Here is a 21317-nt window from a genome sequence, read left to right on the forward strand (position 1 = left end):
ATATTTTCCTAACATTTTTCATTATTTACAGGCACTTAAGGGGAATCTTGCAATTTTTATTGGGGAATTTTATGAGGGAATTGCATTCAAGACTAAGTTTTTTTAAAGCGGGTTCATTAAGCATCACTCTGGTTACCCTCTTATCGAGTGTATCGGCTGTTTTTGCTTTGACTTTACCTATGAGCCAGGAAGTTATTTTGGATCGTAAGACTAAGAATGATCGTAAGAATATTTGTATTCTTTCTCTAAGTGCTTTTGATGGCAAGGATGTTTTGGCAGAAGATGGTGATGGTTATGTTTGTGGTTTAGATCAGGTTTCTGGGTCTGATGCGTTAGATATCAACCAAGTTGGGGAAAGTTCAGAGAAAGAGGGTATTGCGCTTACGGTAAAGAGAGAGGATAGCGCTTTGAAGGGGCCTTTCTCTAGAGTTTCTGGTGTTCATTCTGTTAGGAGCAGTTCCCATCCCTATACGCTAGGTTATGAGGCAGCAATATTTGATCTAGCTGAAACAAAAAAAGTTGCAGGACCACAATCCTATGCGAATTGGGCGATGTCGGGATCCGGTACCAAAGGGTGGTTATCTATCGGTAAGGGTGCATATGGGTGGGGTATATCTCTAGGAGCAAATTCGAACACTTATGACTATGACTCTATCGCTATTGGTCGGAGTAGCAATACACCTGTTGGTAAGGGCATAGCTTTAGGTTGTAATTCTGTCAATCACCGTTGGGCTGACAAGACTTATTATAACCCTAAAACGGGTACGATTGATGAAGGCAGCGGCGCCAACTGGATCTGGAGCAGTGTCTTAGATTCAATGAGTATTGGTAACGTTGATACGAATGAGACCCGACATATAGCAGGAGTGGCGGCAGGTTTGGAAGACACCGATGCAGTCAATGTCGCACAGCTAAAAGCGTTAAGAGAGTGGGTAAAAGACAATATAGAGGGGGGGATGATTGAGTACGATGAAGGTTCTAAGCTTATTCGTATTGGTTCAAAGCGCTCGGGAGACAAAATAGATATTAAAAATAGCGATGGGCAAGATCGAGTTTTGGCTGGAGTGAAGAACGGGGAGGTTTCTCAGGGGTCAGTTGAGGCAATAAATGGTCATCAACTTTGGGAAACCAATCAAACAGTTGCGGGTCTAAATGGAACTTTAAACAATCTAGGTAAGAATCTCACAAACTATTTAGGTGGTGGTGCAGATGTGGCTCAGAATGTTGCACCAACTTACATTATTGAGGACAAAAAGTATCGTGATGTTGGTTCTGCTTTTGGTGGTGTTAATACCGTCATCAAGGATATTTATAGTAAACTTGAGGATTTGCCTGGTGGAGGCGTTAAGGATCAAGATGCCTTAATGTGGAGCGAGACTGAGAATGCCTTTGTTGCACTTCATGCAAAAGAGGGAAACAAAACGAACAGTAAGATTACCTATCTTTTGAACGGTGACATTAGTAAAGCTTCAACAGATGCCATAAATGGTTCTCAGCTTTATATGATGAGCAATAAGCTTGCTGCTTATTTTGATGGCGGTGCTAGATATGAGAATGGTCAGTGGTCGGATCCAACATTTACGCTTCACCAATGGAATTCTGATGGCAATTTTGTTGAGAAGAACTATAAGACTGTAGCGGATGCTTTTGGTGGTGTTGATACGGTTATCAAGGATATTTATAGTAAAATTGGGGATTTGCCTGGTGGGGGCGTTAAGGATCAAGATGCCTTATTGTGGAGCGAGACTGAGAATGCTTTTGTTGCGCTTCATGGGTCGGAAGGAAAGAAGACGAATAGCAAGCTGAAGTTTCTCTTAGATGGTGCCATTGAGCAAGGGTCGAGTGAAGCGATTACGGGTAATCAGCTTTATATGATGAGCAATAAGCTTGCTGCTTATTTTGGTGGCGGTGCTGGATATGAGAATGGGAAGTGGTTGGATCCAACATTTATGCTTCACCAATTGGGTCCTGATGGCAGTGTTGTTGAGAAGAGCTATAAGACTGTAGCGGATGCTTTTGGTGGTGTTGATAGCAGTTTGTCTAATCTCAATGATCGTTTGAAGGCTGTTGAACAAGGGGCATCTCCGGTACCTCCGTCTTCTGATTCTGATGTGTTACATTGGAATGAAGAGAAGGGCGGGTATGATGCGAGCCATAAGGGTCAACCTGGTAAGATTACGGAAGTAGCTGATGGTAATATTGCGCAAGGTTCGAAGGATGCAGTCAATGGTGGACAGCTTTGGGAAACCAATGAGCGTCTCTCTAGTGTTGAACAAAAGGTTGATGCTATTGAGCAAGGGATTGGTCAGGTTGTTGATGGTGCTGTTAGCTATGACCGAGATGAGGATGGGAATAAAACGAATAAAATCAGTTTACAAGGTGGTAATGCTGGTGAACCTGTAGTGATTGATAATGTTGCGGATGGGAAGATAGAGAAGGGTTCGAAAGAAGCAGTGAATGGTGGTCAGTTGCATGACTATACGGAACAACAGATGAAGGTTGTTCTTGATGATGCGAAAAAATATACGGATGAACGTATCAAGAATATCACTGTTGATGCCCTTGATGATGCTGTTTCTCAGGCTAAAGACTATACAGATATGAAGTTTGAGGCTTTAAATTATGGTATTGAGGGTGCCCGGAAAGAGGCGATGCAAGCAGCGGCTATAGGTTTAGCGGTATCTAATTTACGTTATCACGATACACCTGGAGCATTAAGCATTGCATTTGGGAGCGGCTTATGGCGTAGTCAAGGTGCATTTGCCTTTGGTGCAGGTTATGCGTCTGAAGATGGTAAGACCCTTTCTAATGTGTCGATAACAACTTCTGGGGGGGTCTGGAATATAAGTGCGGGGCTAAGCTTAAAACTAAAATCATGATGAGAAATCAAATTCTTGTTTTAGGCCTCCATATCATTTTTTGAATGGTAAAAGTAAGAGTTTCTTCACACAAAAAGGAATAGCGTCAATTGGTAACAAAGATAAATCTACTACATATTCCTATAACTACATTGACAGGAAAATATGTCTTTTCATCTTTTTATTGGGGAATTTTATGAGGGAATTGCATTCAAGACTAAGTTTTTTTAAAGCGGGTTCATTAAGCATCACTCTGGTTACCCTCTTATCGAGTGTATCGGCTGTTTTTGCTTTGACTTTACCTATGAGCCAGGAAGTTATTTTGGATCGTAAGACTAAGAATGATCGTAAGAATATTTGTATTCTTTCTCTAAGTGCTTTTGATGGCAAGGATGTTTTGGCAGAAGATGGTGATGGTTATGTTTGTGGTTTAGATCAGGTTTCTGGGTCTGATGCGTTAGATATCAACCAAGTTGGGGAAAGTTCAGAGAAAGAGGGTATTGCGCTTACGGTAAAGAGAGAGGATAGCGCTTTGAAGGGGCCTTTCTCTAGAGTTTCTGGTGTTCATTCTGTTAGGAGCAGTTCCCATCCCTATACGCTAGGTTATGAGGCAGCAATATTTGATCTAGCTGAAACAAAAAAAGTTGCAGGACAGCCTTATAATTACTATGATCAGAACTCAATGTGGACTGCTATCGGTAAAGGTGCACGGGCAGAGGGAGAAGGGGCATTGGCTATAGGGGAGAATGCGTTTGCAACCATCAATGCTGTCGCTTTGGGTGCTGAGGCTAAGGCTTATGTTCGTGCGAGTGTAGCTCTAGGTTCTAGTTCTGCGGCTAGATGGAGAGAGAATCCCAGGGGTTGGGATCCTCGAATAAATGATTCTAATCCCAGCGATAATAATCCGTGGTGGGTGTCTTCTCTGGGTGAGGTCAGCATTGGTGATGTTAAGAACGGTAAAACCCGACATATAGCAGGAGTGGCGGCAGGCTGGAAAGACACCGATGCAGTCAATGTCGCACAGCTAAAAGCGTTAAGAGAGTGGGCAAGCGAGCTCACAGGACCAGGGGAGATTGAGTACGATGAAGGTTCTAAGCTTATTCGTATTGGTTCAAAGCGCTCGGGAGACAAAATAGATATTAAAAATAGCGATGGGCAAGATCGAGTTTTGGCTGGAGTGAAGAACGGGGAGGTTTCTCAGGGGTCAGTTGAGGCAATAAATGGTCATCAACTTTGGGAAACCAATCAAACAGTTGCGGGTCTAAATGGAACTTTAAACAATCTAGGTAAGAATCTCACAAACTATTTAGGTGGTGGTGCAGATGTGGCTCAGAATGTTGCACCAACTTACACTATTCAGGGCAAACAGCATCGTGATGTTGGTTCTGCTTTTGGTGGTGTTAATACCGTCATCAAGGATATTTATAGTAAACTTGAGGATTTGCCTGGTAGAAGCGTTAAGGATCAAGATGCCTTAATGTGGAGCGAGACTGAGAATGCCTTTGTTGCACTTCATGGATTGGGAGGAGATAAAACGGAGAGTAAGATTACCTATCTTTTGGATGGTGACATTAGTGAAGATTCAACAGATGCCATAAATGGTTCTCAGCTTTATATGATGAGCAATAAGCTTGCTGCTTATTTTGGTGGCGGTGCTAGATATGAGAATGGTCAGTGGTCGGATCCAACATTTACGCTTCACCAATGGAATTCTGATGGCAATTTTGTTGAGAAGAACTATAAGACTGTAGCGGATGCTTTTGGTGGTGTTGATACGGTTATCAAGGATATTTATAGTAAAATTGGGGATTTGCCTGGTGGGGGCGTTAAGGATCAAGATGCCTTATTGTGGAGCGAGACTGAGAATGCTTTTGTTGCGCTTCATGGGTCGGAAGGAAAGAAGACGAATAGCAAGCTGAAGTTTCTCTTAGATGGTGCCATTGAGCAAGGGTCGAGTGAAGCGATTACGGGTAATCAGCTTTATATGATGAGCAATAAGCTTGCTGCTTATTTTGGTGGCGGTGCTGGATATGAGAATGGGAAGTGGTTGGATCCAACATTTATGCTTCACCAATTGGGTCCTGATGGCAGTGTTGTTGAGAAGAACTATAAGACTGTAGCGGATGCTTTTGGTGGTGTTGATAGCAGTTTGTCTAATCTCAATGATCGTTTGAAGGCTGTTGAACAAGGGGCATCTCCGGTACCTCCGTCTTCTGATTCTGATGTGTTACATTGGAATGAAGAGAAGGGCGGGTATGATGCGAGCCATAAGGGTCAACCTGGTAAGATTACGGAAGTAGCTGATGGTAATATTGCGCAAGGTTCGAAAGATGCAGTCAATGGTGGACAGCTTTGGGAAACCAATGAACGTCTCTCTGGTGTTGAACAAAAGGTTGATGCTATTGAGCAAGGGATTGGTCAGGTTGTTGATGGTGCTGTTAGCTATGACCGAGATGAGGATGGGAATAAAACGAATAAAATCAGTTTACAAGGTGGTAATGCTGGTGAACCTGTAGTGATTGATAATGTTGCGGATGGGAAGATAGAGAAGGGTTCGAAAGAAGCAGTGAATGGTGGTCAGTTGCATGACTATACGGAACAACAGATGAAGGTTGTTCTTGATGATGCGAAAAAATATACGGATGAACGTATCAAGAATATCACTGTTGATGCCATTAATGATGCTGTTTCTCAGGCTAAAGACTATACAGATATGAAGTTTGAGGCTTTAAATTATGGTATTGAGGGTGCCCGGAAAGAAGCGAGGCAAGCAGCGGCTGTAGGTTTAGCGGTATCTAACTTACGTTACAATGATACACCTGGAAAATTAAGCATTGCATTTGGGAGCGGCTTATGGCGTAGTCAAGGTGCATTTGCCTTTGGTGCAGGTTATGCGTCTGAAGATGGTAAGACCCTTTCTAGTGGGTCGATAACGACTTCTGGTGGTCATTGGGGAGTTGGTGCTGGATTAGGCTTAACACTGAATTGATAATACAAAGACAGCTATGGTAGCGCAATTCCGTTCACCTCTGCCTAAATAAGGCAGAGGTGAAGAGTTTTGATAGAATTAAAAAGGGATTATACAAATTTATTTAAGATGCATAATTATAAATCTAATTGCAAAAACTTCAAAGAATACTGGCCACTGTATAATTATCATAAATAAAAATAAATGTTCATTTGCATCTAAATTAGGATTATTAATTTTTTTCTTGCTATTTTATAGTATTTGCTATAAAGGGCTCTCACTAAAGTAAAGTCTGTGCAACAGACTATTTCCGTTTGCGGGGGGAAAAATGCCTTAATTTTAAATATTTTCCTAACATTTTTCATTATTTACAGGCACTTAAGGGGAATCTTGCAATTTTTATTGGGGAATTTTATGAGGGAATTGCATTCAAGACTAAGTTTTTTTAAAGCGGGTTCATTAAGCATCACTCTGGTTACCCTCTTATCGAGTGTATCGGCTGTTTTTGCTTTGACTTTACCTATGAGCCAGGAAGTTATTTTGGATCGTAAGACTAAGAATGATCGTAAGAATATTTGTATTCTTTCTCTAAGTGCTTTTGATGGCAAGGATGTTTTGGCAGAAGATGGTGATGGTTATGTTTGTGGTTTAGATCAGGTTTCTGGGTCTGATGCGTTAGATATCAACCAAGTTGGGGAAAGTTCAGAGAAAGAGGGTATTGCGCTTACGGTAAAGAGAGAGGATAGCGCTTTGAAGGGGCCTTTCTCTAGAGTTTCTGGTGTTCATTCTGTTAGGAGCAGTTCCCATCCCTATACGCTAGGTTATGAGGCAGCAATATTTGATCTAGCTGAAACAAAAAAAGTTGCAGGACCACAATCCTATGGGCATTATGATAATGATTCATGGATTGCTTTTTATGGGGGCAGACCCTGGGTAAATGCCCCTCCGTTGCCTCGTGGGGCGATTGGAATAGGATCGCGCGGCGCCAAGGCTGAGGAATCTATCGCTATAGGTACTAGCAACATTAACTTTATAACTAAGGCTGAGACTTCTACAAGTGTAGCTCTAGGTTCTGGTTCTGCGACTAGATCGAGAGAGAATCCCAGGGGTTGGGATCCTCGAATAAATGATTCTAATCCCAGCGATAATAATCCGTGGTGGGTGTCTTCTCTGGGTGAGGTCAGCATTGGTGATGTTGAGAAAGGTAAAACCCGACATATAGCAGGAGTGGCGGCAGGTTTGGAAGACACCGATGCAGTCAATGTCGCACAGCTAAAAGCGTTAAGAGAGTGGGTAAAAGACAATATAGGGGGGATGATTGAGTACGATGAAGGTTCTAAGCTTATTCGTATTGGTTCAAAGCGCTCGGGAGACAAAATAGATATTAAAAATAGCGATGGGCAAGATCGAGTTTTGGCTGGAGTGAAGAACGGGGAGGTTTCTCAGGGGTCAGTTGAGGCAATAAATGGTCATCAACTTTGGGAAACCAATCAAACAGTTGCGGGTCTAAATGGAACTTTAAACAATCTAGGTAAGAATCTCACAAACTATTTAGGTGGTGGTGCAGATGTGGCTCAGAATGTTGCACCAACTTACACTATTCAGGGCAAACAGCATCGTGATGTTGGTTCTGCTTTTGGTGGTGTTGATAACATACTCACAGATATTTATAGTAAACTTGAGGATTTGCCTGGTGGAGGCGTTAAGGATCAAGATGCCTTAATGTGGAGCGAGACTGAGAATGCCTTTGTTGCACTTCATGCAAAAGAGGGAAACAAAACGAACAGTAAGATTACCTATCTTTTGAACGGTGACATTAGTAAAGCTTCAACAGATGCCATAAATGGTTCTCAGCTTTATATGATGAGCAATAAGCTTGCTGCTTATTTTGGTGGCGGTGCTAGATATGAGAATGGTCAGTGGTCGGATCCAACATTTACGCTTCACCAATGGAATTCTGATGGCAATTTTGTTGAGAAGAACTATAAGACTGTAGCGGATGCTTTTGGTGGTGTTGATACGGTTATCAAGGATATTTATAGTAAAATTGGGGATTTGCCTGGTGGGGGCGTTAAGGATCAAGATGCCTTATTGTGGAGCGAGACTGAGAATGCTTTTGTTGCGCTTCATGGGTCGGAAGGAAAGAAGACGAATAGCAAGCTGAAGTTTCTCTTAGATGGTGCCATTGAGCAAGGGTCGAGTGAAGCGATTACGGGTAATCAGCTTTATATGATGAGCAATAAGCTTGCTGCTTATTTTGGTGGCGGTGCTGGATATGAGAATGGGAAGTGGTTGGATCCAACATTTATGCTTCACCAATTGGGTCCTGATGGCAGTGTTGTTGAGAAGAGCTATAAGACTGTAGCGGATGCTTTTGGTGGTGTTGATAGCAGTTTGTCTAATCTCAATGATCGTTTGAAGGCTGTTGAACAAGGGGCATCTCCGGTACCTCCGTCTTCTGATTCTGATGTGTTACATTGGAATGAAGAGAAGGGCGGGTATGATGCGAGCCATAAGGGTCAACCTGGTAAGATTACGGAAGTAGCTGATGGTAATATTGCGCAAGGTTCGAAAGATGCAGTCAATGGTGGACAGCTTTGGGAAACCAATGAACGTCTCTCTGGTGTTGAACAAAAGGTTGATGCTATTGAGCAAGGGATTGGTCAGGTTGTTGATGGTGCTGTTAGCTATGACCGAGATGAGGATGGGAATAAAACGAATAAAATCAGTTTACAAGGTGGTAATGCTGGTGAACCTGTAGTGATTGATAATGTTGCGGATGGGAAGATAGAGAAGGGTTCGAAAGAAGCAGTGAATGGTGGTCAGTTGCATGACTATACGGAACAACAGATGAAGGTTGTTCTTGATGATGCGAAAAAATATACGGATGAACGTATCAAGAATATCACTGTTGATGCCATTAATGATGCTGTTTCTCAGGCTAAAGACTATACAGATATGAAGTTTGAGGCTTTAAATTATGGTATTGAGGGTGCCCGGAAAGAAGCGAGGCAAGCAGCGGCTGTAGGTTTAGCGGTATCTAACTTACGTTACAATGATACACCTGGAAAATTAAGCATTGCATTTGGGAGCGGCTTATGGCGTAGTCAAGGTGCATTTGCCTTTGGTGCAGGTTATGCATCTAAAGATGGTAAGATCCTTTCTAGTGGGTCGATAACGACTTCTGCTGGTCATTGGGGAATCGGTGCGGGGCTAAGCTTAAAACTAAAATCATGATGAGAAATCAAATTATTATTGTAGTTTTTTTATTTGCCTCTATTTTATTAGGCAAGGGTAATAGTTTTGCTGATGAAAACAATAGTGCTTATACAGTGCATCCACCACAATTATCTGTTCCTAAGGGAGAACTTGGTGAAACACGTCGAATCATTATGCAATTTTATTATTGGACGTTGATTTGCGATGAAAAACAAAAGTTTAAGCAAGGTGTATGTAATGTGACTCAAACTGTTCATGATCAGGAAGATAATACTATTTTTAGTTGGTCTCTTGTTTCTACGAAAAATGGTCAAGCAGTAATGCTCTTTCGAACATTGCCAAATACTGATACAAATGTCCCTATTCGAATGTTTATTGAAGGCGTTAAAAAGCCTTTCCTCATTCGTTATACGCAATGTGATGAAGAGGTCTGCTTAGCACAATTGCTTGTAGGACCAGTTTTTAGTAAACAAATAGAGCAGAATAAAGAAGCACGTATTTCCTATAAAGTTAAAGAGGGAAAGGTATTTTCTTTTATTGTGCCATTTAAAGGGCTGAGTGCAGCACTTTATTCTCTACAACGATAGATTGGTGTAGATAGCTTTTAGCAGGATTATTTTTTTATAAATCTTTGCGTTGTATTTTCAGATTTAAATGAAGAGTGCAATGGAGTAAGAAGTTCACATCAATCTAATCAGAGAGATGATTTAGCAAAATGAAAGCACATTTTACAAATATAAAATCATAAAGCTTTCTCTATGTAATAGAAAATCAGCTTAGAGTTTTCCACAGGGCTTATAGTAATGTGTCGGAATCATGAGACGGAAGTACTAGAGACGTCCCCTGTTCAAACAATCCTCAAATACTTATTCAAATGAGAAAAACTGCTTTCAATACCACCAAAAGTACCAGCAACAGTCTTATAGCTCGTTTCAATTGCATTCAAGACTAAGTTTTTTAAAGTGGGTTCATTAAGCATCACTCTGGTTACCCTCTTATCGAGTGTATCGGCTGTTTTTGCTTTGACTTTACCTATGAGCCAGGAAGTTATTTTGGATCGTAAGACTAAGAATGATCGTAAGAATATTTGTATTCTTTCTCTAAGTGCTTTTGATGGCAAGGGTGTTTTGGCAGAAGATGGTGATGATTATGTTTGTGGTTTAGATCAGGTTTCTGGGTTTACAGCTATACCATCTGCAGCAACTTGAGAAATTTTGAAATTGGGTGTTGTTCATTGGCCAACCTTAAAGATAGGATCCAACCACTTCCCATTCTCATATCCAGCACCGCCACCAAAATAAGCAGCAAGCTTATTGCTCATCATATAAAGCTGATTACCCGTAATCGCTTCACTCGACCCTTGCTCAATGGCACCATCTAAGAGAAACTTCAGCTTGCTATTCGTCTTCTTTCCTTCCGACCCATGAAGCGCAACAAAAGCATTCTCAGTCTCGCTCCACAATAAGGCATCTTGATCCTTAACGCCCCCACCAGGCAAATCCCCAATTTTACTATAAATATCCTTGATAACCGTATCAACACCACCAAAAGCATCCGCTACAGTCTTATAGTTCTTCTCAACAAAATTGCCATCAGAATTCCATTGGTGAAGCGTAAATGTTGGATCCGACCACTGACCATTCTCATATCTAGCACCGCCATCAAAATAAGCAGCAAGCTTATTGCTCATCATATAAAGCTGATTATCTGTAATGGCTTCACTCGACCCTTGCTCAATTTGCCCCATCTAAGAGAAACTAGTGAATTACGTTAGTTTTTATCAGTACAAAATCACTGAGAATAGTGAGTTTAAAACTGAATAAAATAAATTAAGAATACTCGCTCTTTCCGACAAGGAAGATGTCAATTTTTTGTGAAAGCTTTTATGTATTTTAGGGCAATATGATTCAATGGCAATAGATATAAATTGAAGTAATACAGTGGTTTTTATATTGATATTATAATTGCTGAAAATAATATTAATAATGCTTTTAAAGAGGAGCGGCAGAATACAAAATTGGATGTCAGCATAAAAAAATTTATAATTCTAAGTTTATAAAGAAAAATATGCTGTTGCAGAAAGTTTTAATTTTTTAATCATCAAAATATCTTGCAGTAACTTGAAAGATACTTATGTAGAAGATCTCGATGATTGAAAAATAATAAATATTTTCTTAGTATTGGTAATTTAATTCCGCATTTTTACTTTAGTTCTAGTGATAGCAGAAGAAGGGTTCTCGCGTTTTTTTATTTGGGGGGGGGAAATGCTCAAGGGATAAGAAAAAATGACTCTGTTAGATTATGATTCAAAAGAGTCAAAGCAAGGAAGACTGTACAATACAAGAACAGAGCAATTGTATGGTTACAGTGGTAACAATCGAAATAATCGCTCTGCATTCTTACAGACAGGGGTACGCTCTACTTCTGTTGATATAAAAAAAACAGAGAAAAAGACTTTGGAAACAGAGACAAGTCCTTATTCAATCGGATACAGCTTGTGAATTCTGAAGTCGAATGATTATAGGTGTTGAAAAAACAAAAAGTCAAAAAACACCTTTTTTTCACGGTTTTCTCAATTAAAATCTTCACCTCTTTACGCAGCCCTTGATTTGGGAACGAATAATTGTCGTCTTCTTATTGTATCTCCTAGTAAACCTGGGTATTTTCGAGTTGTTATTGTAAAATTGGGAGAAGGTTTAGTAAATAACGGCTTTCCTTAATACATAAGCTATGGACCGCGCGATTGAAGCATTAAAGATTTGTCATTTAAAGCTAAAATAAAGGCGTATTAAGCGTTATCGTTTGGTTGCAAAGAAGCTTGACGTTCGGCAAAAAATGGGAGACATTTTATTCAACGCGTTTTGGATGCGACTGACCTTAAATTGGAAATTGTTTATCGGAAAACAGAAGTGCGCTTTGCTGTTTCAGGAATATGGTACACTAGTTGAGCGAAATACTGATGCAATTGTCTTTTTTGATATTAGAGGATAGTCATCGGAAATTGTGCTTCTTGATATTTCTCAAAAGCGTTCTTTGCGTTTAGCTAAACAGATTACAGCTTGGACTTCGCTTTCTGTTGGTGTTGTCACCTTGCTGAACGTTTTGGAGGTAGTGATATTAGTCTAGATGATTTTGAAAAGATGAAAAGCTATGTGCAGGGTTTTTTAAATAATTTTTCAGATCATTATAAATTGGGAGATCTAGCTCAGGGCTCGAAGTTTCATCTTTTGGGAACTTCTGGAATGATTACGACTTTAGCAGGAATGCACCTTAATTTAGAGCGTTACGATTGGAAGAAAATGGATGGCATTTGGATGAATGATGCAGATATTACTCTTATGATCAAACGTTTATTGTCATGAGACATAAAAAAAGCGCAGAATCGATTCTTATATTGGGCGAGAGAGAGCTAGATTTCGTTTTAGCTGGTTGTGCAATTTTAGATGCTATTCGAGAGGTTTGGCCCAGTCAACGTTTAAGAGTTGCTGATCGTGGGTTGAGAGAAGGAATTTTGATAGAGCTGATGTTACGAGATGGTGTAGGGTGTTGACATGGGAAGAGGGGAAGCTTCAAGCATTAGCTATATCAGAATATGGAGACAATAAATAGTTATGAAAAAAACGAGAAAAACACCGACTGGCGGATACGGGGGCTCAGGATCGCATAAATTATATCAGCGCGTAAAGAAGAAAGCAGGAACCATTAAAGCATCTTCGCGGCGATGGTTAGAAAGGCATCTGAACGATCCTTATGTTCATCAGTCGAAAATAGATGGTTATCGTTCGCGTGCGGCCTATAAACTCATCGAAATGAATGAGCGCTATAAATTTCTCAAAAAAGGTCAAAAAATCATTGATCTGGGAGCGGCGCCGGGGGGATGGTGTCAGGTGGCTCAGCGTATTGTAGGGTCAAGTGATGAAAAGCCTAGTGTGGTTGGCATTGATTATTTGCCTGTTGTTCCATTGCCTGGGGTTATAATGCTGGAAATGGATTTTTTGCATACAGATGCACCGCAGAAATTGATTGATGCTTTAGGGACAAAGCCAGATGTAGTGCTTTCTGATATGGCCGCACCAACAATAGGACATCGTCAGACAGATTATTTAAGAACGATTTATTTATGTGAAGTCGCTGCTGATTTTGCTCTTTCTGTTCTCAAGTCTGGAGGGCATTTTTTAGTAAAGGCCTTTCAAGGTGGGGCAGAAAACACCCTTCTTACGACATTGAAACAGAACTTTAAAACAGTCCATCATGTTAAACCACCTGCAAGCCGGACAGAATCAGTGGAGCTTTATCTTCTAGCACTCGAATTTAAGGCAAAAACAGAAGTAAAATAAAAGCTTTTTTTTCAGAAGGTTTAAGTTGCTTACATATTTAACTGTGAGGATATTTTCAAACAGGTGTCAGTAATATTGTTTATAGTTTTTTGTAAATGATGAAAAACTGGTAAAACTAATATATACCTTTAAAGTAGGAATAATTGATTCCTCAGTGAGCATTTCCAATGAAATTTCTTGATCAAGCTAAAGTTTATATTCGTTCTGGTAATGGAGGAGCAGGGGCTGTATCATTTCGTCGTGAAAAGTTCATTGAATTTGGAGGTCCTGATGGGGGGGATGGAGGACGTGGTGGTGATGTTTGGGCTCTCGTTGTAGATGGGCTTAATACACTGATTGACTATCGCTACCAGCAACATTTTAGAGCAAAAACAGGGGGGCACGGCAAGGGGCGGAATATGACCGGTGAAAAGGGTGATGATATTATCCTTAAAGTACCGGTTGGGACGCAAATTTTTGAAGAAGATAATACAACATTAATCTGTGATTTAACGGAAGTTGGACAACGTTATCGTCTTGCAAAAGGAGGGAATGGCGGTTTTGGGAATCTCCATTTTATGAACTCTACAAATCAGGCACCTCGCCGTGCAAATCCCGGTTTGGTTGGAGAAGAGCGCACACTTTGGCTTCGTTTGAAGTTGATTGCTGATGCAGGGCTTATTGGTTTGCCGAATGCTGGAAAGTCAACCTTTTTAGCGTCAGTAACGGCAGCAAAGCCAAAAGTTGCAGATTATCCTTTTACCACTTTATATCCTCATCTTGGTGTTGCACGCATTGATGCTCGTGAATTTGTTTTGGCTGATATTCCTGGTTTGATTGAAGGGGCACATGAAGGCATTGGGCTCGGAGACCGTTTCTTGGGGCATATAGAACGTTGTTGCGTTTTATTTCATTTGATTTCTGCTCAAGAAGAAGATGTGGCAAAAGCATATCAGATTGTGCGTAATGAACTTAAGGCGTACGGAAATAATCTGAGTGATAAGACTGAAATTGTAGCGATAAGTCAGATAGATACTCTCACTCTTGAAGAACGTAAAGTCAAACAAGAGGTTTTACAAAGAGTGACGGGTAAATCTGTAATGATGTTTTCTGCGGTCAGTGGTGAGAGTTTAGAAGCTATGTTGCGTGTTGGTGCACATATGATTGAAATGGTACGCAAAGAAGGTGTCGATAGGGATGTCAGGACTGATTAAGACAGCTGGATTGCAAAAACTTGCGCACTATAAACGTATTGTGGTAAAAATTGGATCTGCGCTTTTGGTTGAGCCTCAGACAGGTTTACGAGCTGAATGGCTTAAAAGTTTGATAAATGATGTTGCCAAGTTGCATCAAAAAGGCGTTGAGATTTTATTAGTGTCTTCAGGGGCTATTGCCTTAGGGAGAACGTTGCTCCGTCTTCCTAGAGGTGTTTTGAAATTGGAAGAAAGTCAGGCATGTGCTGCTTTGGGGCAAATTGAATTAGCAAAAACCTATGGTGATGCGCTTGCTCAATATGGATTAAAAACTGGTCAGATTTTGCTCACTCTATTGGATACGGAAGAGCGACGGCGTTATCTCAATGCGCGTGCTACGATTAATGTGCTTTTACGTTTTGGAGCAGTGCCTGTTATTAATGAGAATGATACTGTTGCAACAAGTGAAATTCGTTATGGTGATAATGATCGTTTAGCAGCCCGTGTGGCGACGATGATGGGTGCGGATCTTTTAATACTTTTATCAGATATTGATGGTCTTTATACGAAGTCTCCTCATCGTGATCCAACAGCTGAATTTATTCCTTTTATTACATCAATTACAAGTGATATCGAAAAAATGGCAGACGTTGCTGCTTCAGAGCTTTCACGGGGAGGAATGAAGACTAAGCTTGATGCCGGAAAAATAGCAAATTCTGCTGGAACAGCAATGGTTATTACTTCAGGCAAGCGCATGAATCCTCTTGCAGCGATTGATAGAGGGGAACGCAGAAGTTTTTTTGCTGCCAGTGAAAAGCCTGTTAATGCTTGGAAAACATGGATTTCTGGTCATTTAGGTCCGTCTGGTATTTTAACGATTGATCCGGGAGCAGCTAAGGCTCTTGAATCAGGAAAATCCTTATTAGCTGCAGGAGTTATAGCGGTTGATGGGATGTTTCATCGTGGAGATACGGTTGCAATTGTTGATACAAAGGGCGTTGAGATTGCTCGTGGGCTTGTGAGTTATGGCAAAAATGAAGCTGTACGCATTATGGGGCGTAAAAGAGAAGAAATCGAGTCTATTCTTGGGTATGAAGCGCGTTCTGCTATGGTGCATCGTAATGATATGGTTTTACGCTGCTTGACCGATTCTACTTAAAAAAGTTATCTTTTACCTTGTTTATTTTTTGGGCATAGTGGACGATTATATGACTTTAGAAGAACAGATGAAGGACATGGGGCAAAAAGCACGTCATGCTGCTGCGCTGCTGGCAGTTATGTCTTCTGAACAAAAGAACAAGGCGTTGGAAATGATAGCTTTGAGTTTAGAAGCTCAGTCAGCTGAAATTTTACAGGCTAATCATCAAGATTTAGTGAACGCTGCTCAGAATAATTTGAATGTAGCGATGGTTGATCGGCTTAAGTTGGATAAAGTGCGTTTGTGTGCAATCATAGACAGTGTACGCCAAGTTGCTTGTTTGCCTGATCCTGTTGGTCAAGTGATGAGTGAGTGGACACGTCCAAATGGGCTTCATATTCGTCGCGTTCGTACACCTCTTGGTGTGATTGGTATTATTTATGAGAGTCGGCCAAGTGTGACGATTGATGCGAGTACTTTGTGCTTAAAATCTGGAAATGCTGCAATTTTACGTGGTGGTTCGGATAGTTTTCATTCTGCACATGCACTTCATTCAGCATTGGTGAAAGGATTAGAGGAAGCCGGTTTACCTCAAGATGCCATTCAAATGGTTGGAACGAAAGATCGCGATGTCGTTGGAGAAATGCTCAAGGGATTGGATGGAGCGATTGATGTGATCGTACCTCGTGGTGGAAAAGACCTTGTTGCACGCGTCCAATCTGATGCACGTGTTCCGATTTTTGCGCATTTAGAAGGGCTCTGTCATATTTATATTGATCAATCGGCCAATTTAGATATGGCGCGTAATATTGTTTTAAATGCAAAGTTGCGGCGGACAGGTATATGTGGTGCTGTTGAGACAGTTCTCATTGACCGTCAGGCATTAAAAAAATTTCTTCCTGTTCTGACTGCTTTACAAGAGAAGGGCTGTGAAATTCGTGCAACAGAAGATATTGTTTTTCTTCTGTCAGACGTCAAATTAGCTTCTGAAGAAGATTGGTCGCAGGAATATCTTGATGCAATTCTTTCTGTCAAAACAGTTGAAGGGATTGAGGGAGCTATTGCGCATATTCGACGTTATTCATCGGGGCATACGGAATCGATTATTGCTGAGGATATGAAGGTGGTAAAAATATTTTTTAATTGTTTGGATTCAGCTATTTTGCTTCATAATGCATCTACACAATTTGCCGATGGAGGTGAATTTGGTTTTGGGGCGGAAATCGGTATCGCAACAGGAAAAATGCATGCGCGTGGTCCCGTAGGTGTTGAACAACTGACATCATTTCAGTATCATGTTAAAGGAAATGGACAGGTTAGGTCTTGAAACAGCCATTTCTTCGGTGGAAAAATCGTATGCCATACGTTGAAAGATCCAATGTTGTGGGTCTTTTGGGTGGGTCTTTTAATCCACCGCACACAGGGCATCTTCTTGTTGCAAAAACTGCAATTCGGCGTTTATGTCTTGATCAGTTATGGTGGATAGTAACTCCGGGAAATCCCTTAAAAGATTGTACAGAGTTACCATCTTTAGATGAGAGAATGCGCTTAAGTTTTAAACTCATTGATCATCCAAAGATTCGTGTAACAGGTTTTGAGCAGGCTATAGGTAGCGCAGTATCAATAAAGACGATTTCCCATATTCTTACGCACTGCCCCGGGGTGCATTTTTTGTGGGTTATGGGTTCAGATAGTTTGGCAACAATTCATCATTGGTATCGGTGGCGTGATATCATATCTATGCTTCCTATTGCGATTATCGATCGTCCTTTTATGCATATGCCAGCACTTTCTTCTCCTATGGCGCACATTTACCGTTCTTTTCGTTTAGATGAGAGAAAAAGTATACAGTTACCTTTTATGAAACCACCAGCTTGGACTTATTTGCATGGGCCTCTCTCTTTTCAGTCTTCAACGAATCTGCGTTTAAAGGAGAATGATTTTTCTTGAACATTTTATAAGATTCTGCTTCTCTTTGTTAGAGAAGTTCCTCTTTTTTCTATATTCCAAATGATAAGAAAGGATATGAATCTGGAAAACATTTCACAAAAACACTCTTGCAGTATTGTACCTCCGGCAGAAAAAAATCTTTTCTATCAGTGATATTCTTAAAGTTATTCTCAAGAGTTTAGAGGGTACAAAAGATCATCTCCATTGATATTCAGAGTAAATCGTCGTTAGCTTATTGCACGGTGATAGCTTAAGCAAATTCACAGCGTTATGTCTCTTCTGTTGCTGACCATTTTATGCACTTGGAAAGACAGTGGGTACAGCCGAGCGAGTGTACAAGGGCTTGCTGGAGGAGAGTGGATATTATTGATACAGGCGGTATTATCGTTCATTGTTTTTATCCGGAAATTCGTCTCTGTTTACAATTTAGAAAAAATGTGGCTCGCTCCGGACTTAAACAATACAAAGTTGGTTTTCTTCAGAGATCATTGACATGCAAATTTCTATTTTTGCTGTTGATCGCCTGAAAAAGGAGGTGGAACACAAGTTGGTTCATCATTATTTGGACCGTTTTTCTAAGAGTTTTGAAGCTGTGGGTTTTTATTTTAGAAAAACTACGGGGGATATCAAAAAATTGTGCTCAGATGGCGTGTCAGTAAATAGAAGGAGAGGGGAGAGGATTTATTGAATTTTTATCTGAAAGGTGTCGATTAATCGTGTTGGATGCGCTGGGTAAGTCGATTTCATCATCTGCTTTTGCTGAAAAATTGGAGTTTTATCGTGATGAAGGTGTTCGTGATGTCATTATTGCTTTGGATGGGCCTGATACGCATAAGAACATATAAGAGATCGCGCTGATTGTCTTTTGGTTTTATGACATGGCCACACCAAATTGCGCGTATACTTCTTACAGAACAACTTTATAACTTTATTGTGCTGTAAAAATTGCGAGCAATCACCCTTACCATCGTTTTTAACATTTTTGTGCAATTTTTAGTACATATTTATATATTTATTAATATTGTTTTAGCTGACACCATTTAAAGCATCTCTAAATTTATACGATAAAGCTTAATGGTTAGGCAAATGAAGAAGATTCTTCATAGAAAGATGCAATGTTTATGTGAAGAATACGCGATATTTGTTGTGCTGTTCTTGAGTATGGGGTTTTGCTTGTCTGTATCGCATGCAGAAGATAAACTAAGGAGTACAGAAGCACATAAAGCGTTGGGAGAAATTCGCCAAAGTATTTCTATTTTGCGTGAGCGTGCTGTTTTTCTTGCTCGTGAAGTTGAGCGTTTAAAAAAAGATCAACACACTTTAAGCGCTGCACTCATAAAAGCTGCTAAAGAAGAACGTACGTTAGCAAATGATATTGCTGAAAGGGAAAAAAAGCTTGAAAAAATGATAGAGAAGCGGGCACAAGTTCATCAAAGTTTAAAAAGCCGTCGTGCTGAATTTGGCGAAGTTCTTGCTATTTTAGAACGGATGGGGTTGAACCCACCTCCTGCTCTTATGGTACGACCTGAAGATGTGTTAGCTTCTGTGCGTAGTTCTGTTTTATTAGGGGCTGTCATACCTCAAATGCAAGAGAAAACACGGACTTTAACAGAGAACCTCAAGGAATTGACCAATTTAAGCAATTCAATTACAAGGGAGTATAAGGCTTTAAAGACTAAAATGCAAAATCAAGCAGAGCAGCGAAAGCGTTTAGAGCTTTTATTAGATAAAAAAGCCAAACTACAAAAAAGATCGGAAGAAGAACTTACAGAGCAGCAACAAAAAAATATTGCTCTTGCTAAAAAAGCGCAGTCTTTGGAAGAATTGATTTTAGAACTTGATCGTCAGTCGAAGCTTAATGCTGATGAATCAATACAGGTACGAAAAAGTTTACAATTGTTAGAGCAGTACGATTTCGAAAGTCGAAAAGGTTCTTTACTTTTTCCTGTTTTAGGAAAAAAAATTCAACACATTAATAATAGTTCGCAGATTACGCGCTTTGGTGAAATGATTGAAACAGAATCAGAAGCTGTTATTATAGCACCTGCTGATGCTCTTGTTGCTTTTGCTGGACCCTTTCGTTCTTACGGACAGTTAATTATTCTGAATGTTGGAAATGGTTACCATATTGTTCTTATTGGGATGTCGAGAATCAACGTAACACAGGGGCAATTCGTTCTTTCAGGTGAGCCTCTGGGTATGATGGGAATGCAATTTATTGCAAACAGTGTTGCATTGGATATAGGCAAAACTGCTCCAATGCTTTACATTGAGTTTAGAAAGCAGGGAAAACCTGTGAATCCAACTCCTTGGTGGCAGAGTGAAAAAACGAAAAGGAACCAAAATGATTCGTAAAGTTATTCTTTTGGTCGCTGGGGTATTACTTGGCGCCAGTTCAATGATTATGGTGCAGTCTGTTGCTGCGAACAATGAAGGTGATACTTATCAACAGCTGTCCCTATTTGGCGATATCTTTGAACGAGTACGTATGCAATATGTGACGGTTCCAGATGATAAAAAGCTTATTGAAAATGCTATCAATGGCATGCTCACATCACTTGATCCCCATTCATCTTATATGAATGCTGAAGAAGCCAAGGATATGTGGGATTCTACGAAGGGAGAATTTGGGGGCCTTGGTATTGAGGTGACCATGGAAAAAAACTTAGTTAAAGTTGTTTCTCCAATGGATGATACACCGGCTTCAAAAGCAGGTATTTTGGCAGGGGATCTCATTTCAAAAATTGATGGTGTACAGACGAATGGTCAAACATTGAATGAAGCTGTCAAGAGGATGCGGGGTGCTCCTGGAACACCAATTACATTGACGATTATTCGTTCTGGTGTTGATAAGCCGCTTGAGATTAAGGTTGTTCGTGATATCATCAAGGTTAAGGCAGTGAAATACCGGGTTGAAGATGATATTGGCTATTTAAGACTCATCCGATTTTCTGAACAGACTTTTGGAGATCTTCAGACTGCAATTAAAGATATTCAGTCTAAAATTCCTCAAGATAAATTGAAAGGGTATGTTCTTGATTTGCGACTTAATCCTGGAGGGCTATTCAACCAGGCTGTAAATGTCTCCAGTGCTTTTCTCAATAAAGGCGAGATTGTATCAACCCGCGGGCGCAAAAAGAATGATGTGGTAAGATTTGATGCTAAGCCAGGGGATATCATCAATGGAAAGCCGCTTATTGTACTCATTAATGGTGGTTCAGCAAGCGCTTCTGAAATTGTCGCAGGTGCGCTACAAGATCATCGTCGTGCTACAATTTTAGGCACACAATCTTTTGGCAAGGGATCTGTTCAAACGGTTATCCCCTTAGGTGAAAATGGTGCTTTACGCTTAACAACAGCACTCTATTATACGCCGGCTGGAACTTCAATTCAAGGAACTGGGATCACACCTGATATTATTGTAGAGCAACCATTGCCTGAACAATATAAAGATTACGATGTAAAGCTTGGTGAATCTGAGTTAAAAGGGCATATCAAAGGAAAACAAGAGAGCAATAAAGGGTCTGGTTCAGCCGCTTTTGTTCCGAAAGATCCTAAGGATGATACTCAATTGAGTGAGGCTTATAAGCTTTTACGGGGTGAAATGGCACATGCAGCATTTCCACCAGATCCCAATAAGAATGTTTTAAAAAAGGATGTCTTAAAGTAAGAAAG

At 40.4% G+C, this 21317-nt stretch carries 11 protein-coding genes and 5 pseudogenes; 15 read left to right on the plus strand and 1 reads right to left on the minus strand.

Annotated features, from left to right (window positions below; genetic code table 11):
- Nucleotides 1-71 precede the first annotated feature (71 nt).
- The 5 genes and pseudogenes from MF1_RS00675 to MF1_RS00695 form a co-directional block, all read left to right on the plus strand.
- Nucleotides 72-2879, plus strand: a complete 2808-nt coding sequence (locus MF1_RS00675) for a Vomp family autotransporter (RefSeq protein ID WP_161510237.1) — start codon at nt 72-74, stop codon at nt 2877-2879.
- Nucleotides 2880-3054: 175 nt separating this feature from the next.
- Nucleotides 3055-5847 carry a Vomp family autotransporter gene (locus tag MF1_RS00680; RefSeq protein ID WP_434061854.1) on the plus strand — a complete coding sequence of 931 codons (2793 nt, stop codon included), beginning with the start codon at nt 3055-3057 and terminating at the stop codon, nt 5845-5847.
- A gap of 393 nt (nt 5848-6240) precedes the next feature.
- Complete coding sequence (locus MF1_RS00685) at nt 6241-9063, plus strand: Vomp family autotransporter (RefSeq protein ID WP_161510238.1); 2823 nt, start codon at nt 6241-6243, stop codon at nt 9061-9063.
- Complete coding sequence (locus tag MF1_RS00690) at nt 9060-9632, plus strand: invasion associated locus B family protein (protein WP_014923676.1); 573 nt, start codon at nt 9060-9062, stop codon at nt 9630-9632. Before MF1_RS00685 ends, MF1_RS00690 begins: the two co-directional genes overlap by 4 nt.
- 349 nt (nt 9633-9981) lie before the next feature.
- Nucleotides 9982-10235: pseudogene (locus MF1_RS00695) on the plus strand (hypothetical protein); the annotation flags it as partial.
- 44 nt (nt 10236-10279) lie between these two features.
- Here MF1_RS00695 and MF1_RS00700 read toward each other — a convergent pair.
- A pseudogene (locus MF1_RS00700) lies at nt 10280-10762 on the minus strand (adhesin); the annotation flags it as partial.
- Nucleotides 10763-11330: 568 nt separating this feature from the next.
- Between MF1_RS00700 and MF1_RS07210 the strand changes: the two are divergent.
- The 10 genes and pseudogenes from MF1_RS07210 to MF1_RS00750 all read left to right on the plus strand — a co-directional run bounded on the left by MF1_RS07210 (nt 11331) and on the right by MF1_RS00750 (nt 21312).
- Nucleotides 11331-12595: pseudogene (locus MF1_RS07210) on the plus strand (Ppx/GppA phosphatase family protein).
- A gap of 61 nt (nt 12596-12656) precedes the next feature.
- Nucleotides 12657-13382 (plus strand): RlmE family RNA methyltransferase, encoded by a 726-nt coding sequence (locus tag MF1_RS00710; RefSeq protein WP_014923678.1) that lies wholly within the window; start codon nt 12657-12659, stop codon nt 13380-13382.
- A 167-nt stretch (nt 13383-13549) separates the two neighbouring features.
- On the plus strand, nt 13550-14575 hold the full coding sequence (gene obgE / locus MF1_RS00715) for a GTPase ObgE (RefSeq protein WP_161510240.1): 1026 nt from the start codon (nt 13550-13552) through the stop codon (nt 14573-14575).
- Entirely contained in the window at nt 14559-15713 is a 1155-nt protein-coding gene (proB, locus tag MF1_RS00720) for a glutamate 5-kinase (RefSeq protein WP_161510241.1), read from the plus strand. Before obgE ends, proB begins: the two co-directional genes overlap by 17 nt.
- 49 nt (nt 15714-15762) lie before the next feature.
- On the plus strand, nt 15763-17019 hold the full coding sequence (locus tag MF1_RS00725; RefSeq protein WP_161510242.1) for a glutamate-5-semialdehyde dehydrogenase: 1257 nt from the start codon (nt 15763-15765) through the stop codon (nt 17017-17019).
- A gap of 29 nt (nt 17020-17048) precedes the next feature.
- Nucleotides 17049-17642: a nicotinate-nucleotide adenylyltransferase gene (locus MF1_RS00730; RefSeq protein WP_161510243.1), complete on the plus strand. Its 594-nt coding sequence runs from the start codon at nt 17049-17051 to the stop codon at nt 17640-17642.
- Between the two features lie 60 nt (nt 17643-17702).
- Nucleotides 17703-18134, plus strand: a pseudogene (gene rsfS, locus MF1_RS06715) (ribosome silencing factor).
- Nucleotide 18135: 1 nt separating this feature from the next.
- Nucleotides 18136-18619: pseudogene (gene rlmH / locus MF1_RS07025) on the plus strand (23S rRNA (pseudouridine(1915)-N(3))-methyltransferase RlmH).
- 97 nt (nt 18620-18716) lie between these two features.
- A complete protein-coding gene (locus tag MF1_RS00745) occupies nt 18717-19997 on the plus strand; it encodes a murein hydrolase activator EnvC family protein (RefSeq protein WP_161510244.1) in 1281 nt (426 codons plus the stop codon).
- Entirely contained in the window at nt 19987-21312 is a 1326-nt protein-coding gene (locus tag MF1_RS00750) for a S41 family peptidase (protein ID WP_161510245.1), read from the plus strand. Before MF1_RS00745 ends, MF1_RS00750 begins: the two co-directional genes overlap by 11 nt.
- Nucleotides 21313-21317 lie beyond the last annotated feature (5 nt).

This window comes from Bartonella quintana, assembly GCF_009936175.1.
Taxonomy (GTDB): Bacteria; Pseudomonadota; Alphaproteobacteria; order Rhizobiales; family Rhizobiaceae; genus Bartonella; species Bartonella quintana.

Coding starts and splice junctions, on each gene's coding strand:
- MF1_RS00675 (WP_161510237.1), top strand. CDS start 72: ATGAGGGAATTGCATTCAAGACTAAGTTTTTTTAAAGCGGGTTCATTA.
- MF1_RS00680 (WP_434061854.1), top strand. CDS start 3,055: ATGAGGGAATTGCATTCAAGACTAAGTTTTTTTAAAGCGGGTTCATTA.
- MF1_RS00685 (WP_161510238.1), top strand. CDS start 6,241: ATGAGGGAATTGCATTCAAGACTAAGTTTTTTTAAAGCGGGTTCATTA.
- MF1_RS00690 (WP_014923676.1), top strand. CDS start 9,060: ATGATGAGAAATCAAATTATTATTGTAGTTTTTTTATTTGCCTCTATT.
- MF1_RS00710 (WP_014923678.1), top strand. CDS start 12,657: ATGAAAAAAACGAGAAAAACACCGACTGGCGGATACGGGGGCTCAGGA.
- obgE (WP_161510240.1), top strand. CDS start 13,550: ATGAAATTTCTTGATCAAGCTAAAGTTTATATTCGTTCTGGTAATGGA.
- proB (WP_161510241.1), top strand. CDS start 14,559: ATGTCAGGACTGATTAAGACAGCTGGATTGCAAAAACTTGCGCACTAT.
- MF1_RS00725 (WP_161510242.1), top strand. CDS start 15,763: ATGACTTTAGAAGAACAGATGAAGGACATGGGGCAAAAAGCACGTCAT.
- MF1_RS00730 (WP_161510243.1), top strand. CDS start 17,049: ATGCCATACGTTGAAAGATCCAATGTTGTGGGTCTTTTGGGTGGGTCT.
- MF1_RS00745 (WP_161510244.1), top strand. CDS start 18,717: ATGGTTAGGCAAATGAAGAAGATTCTTCATAGAAAGATGCAATGTTTA.
- MF1_RS00750 (WP_161510245.1), top strand. CDS start 19,987: ATGATTCGTAAAGTTATTCTTTTGGTCGCTGGGGTATTACTTGGCGCC.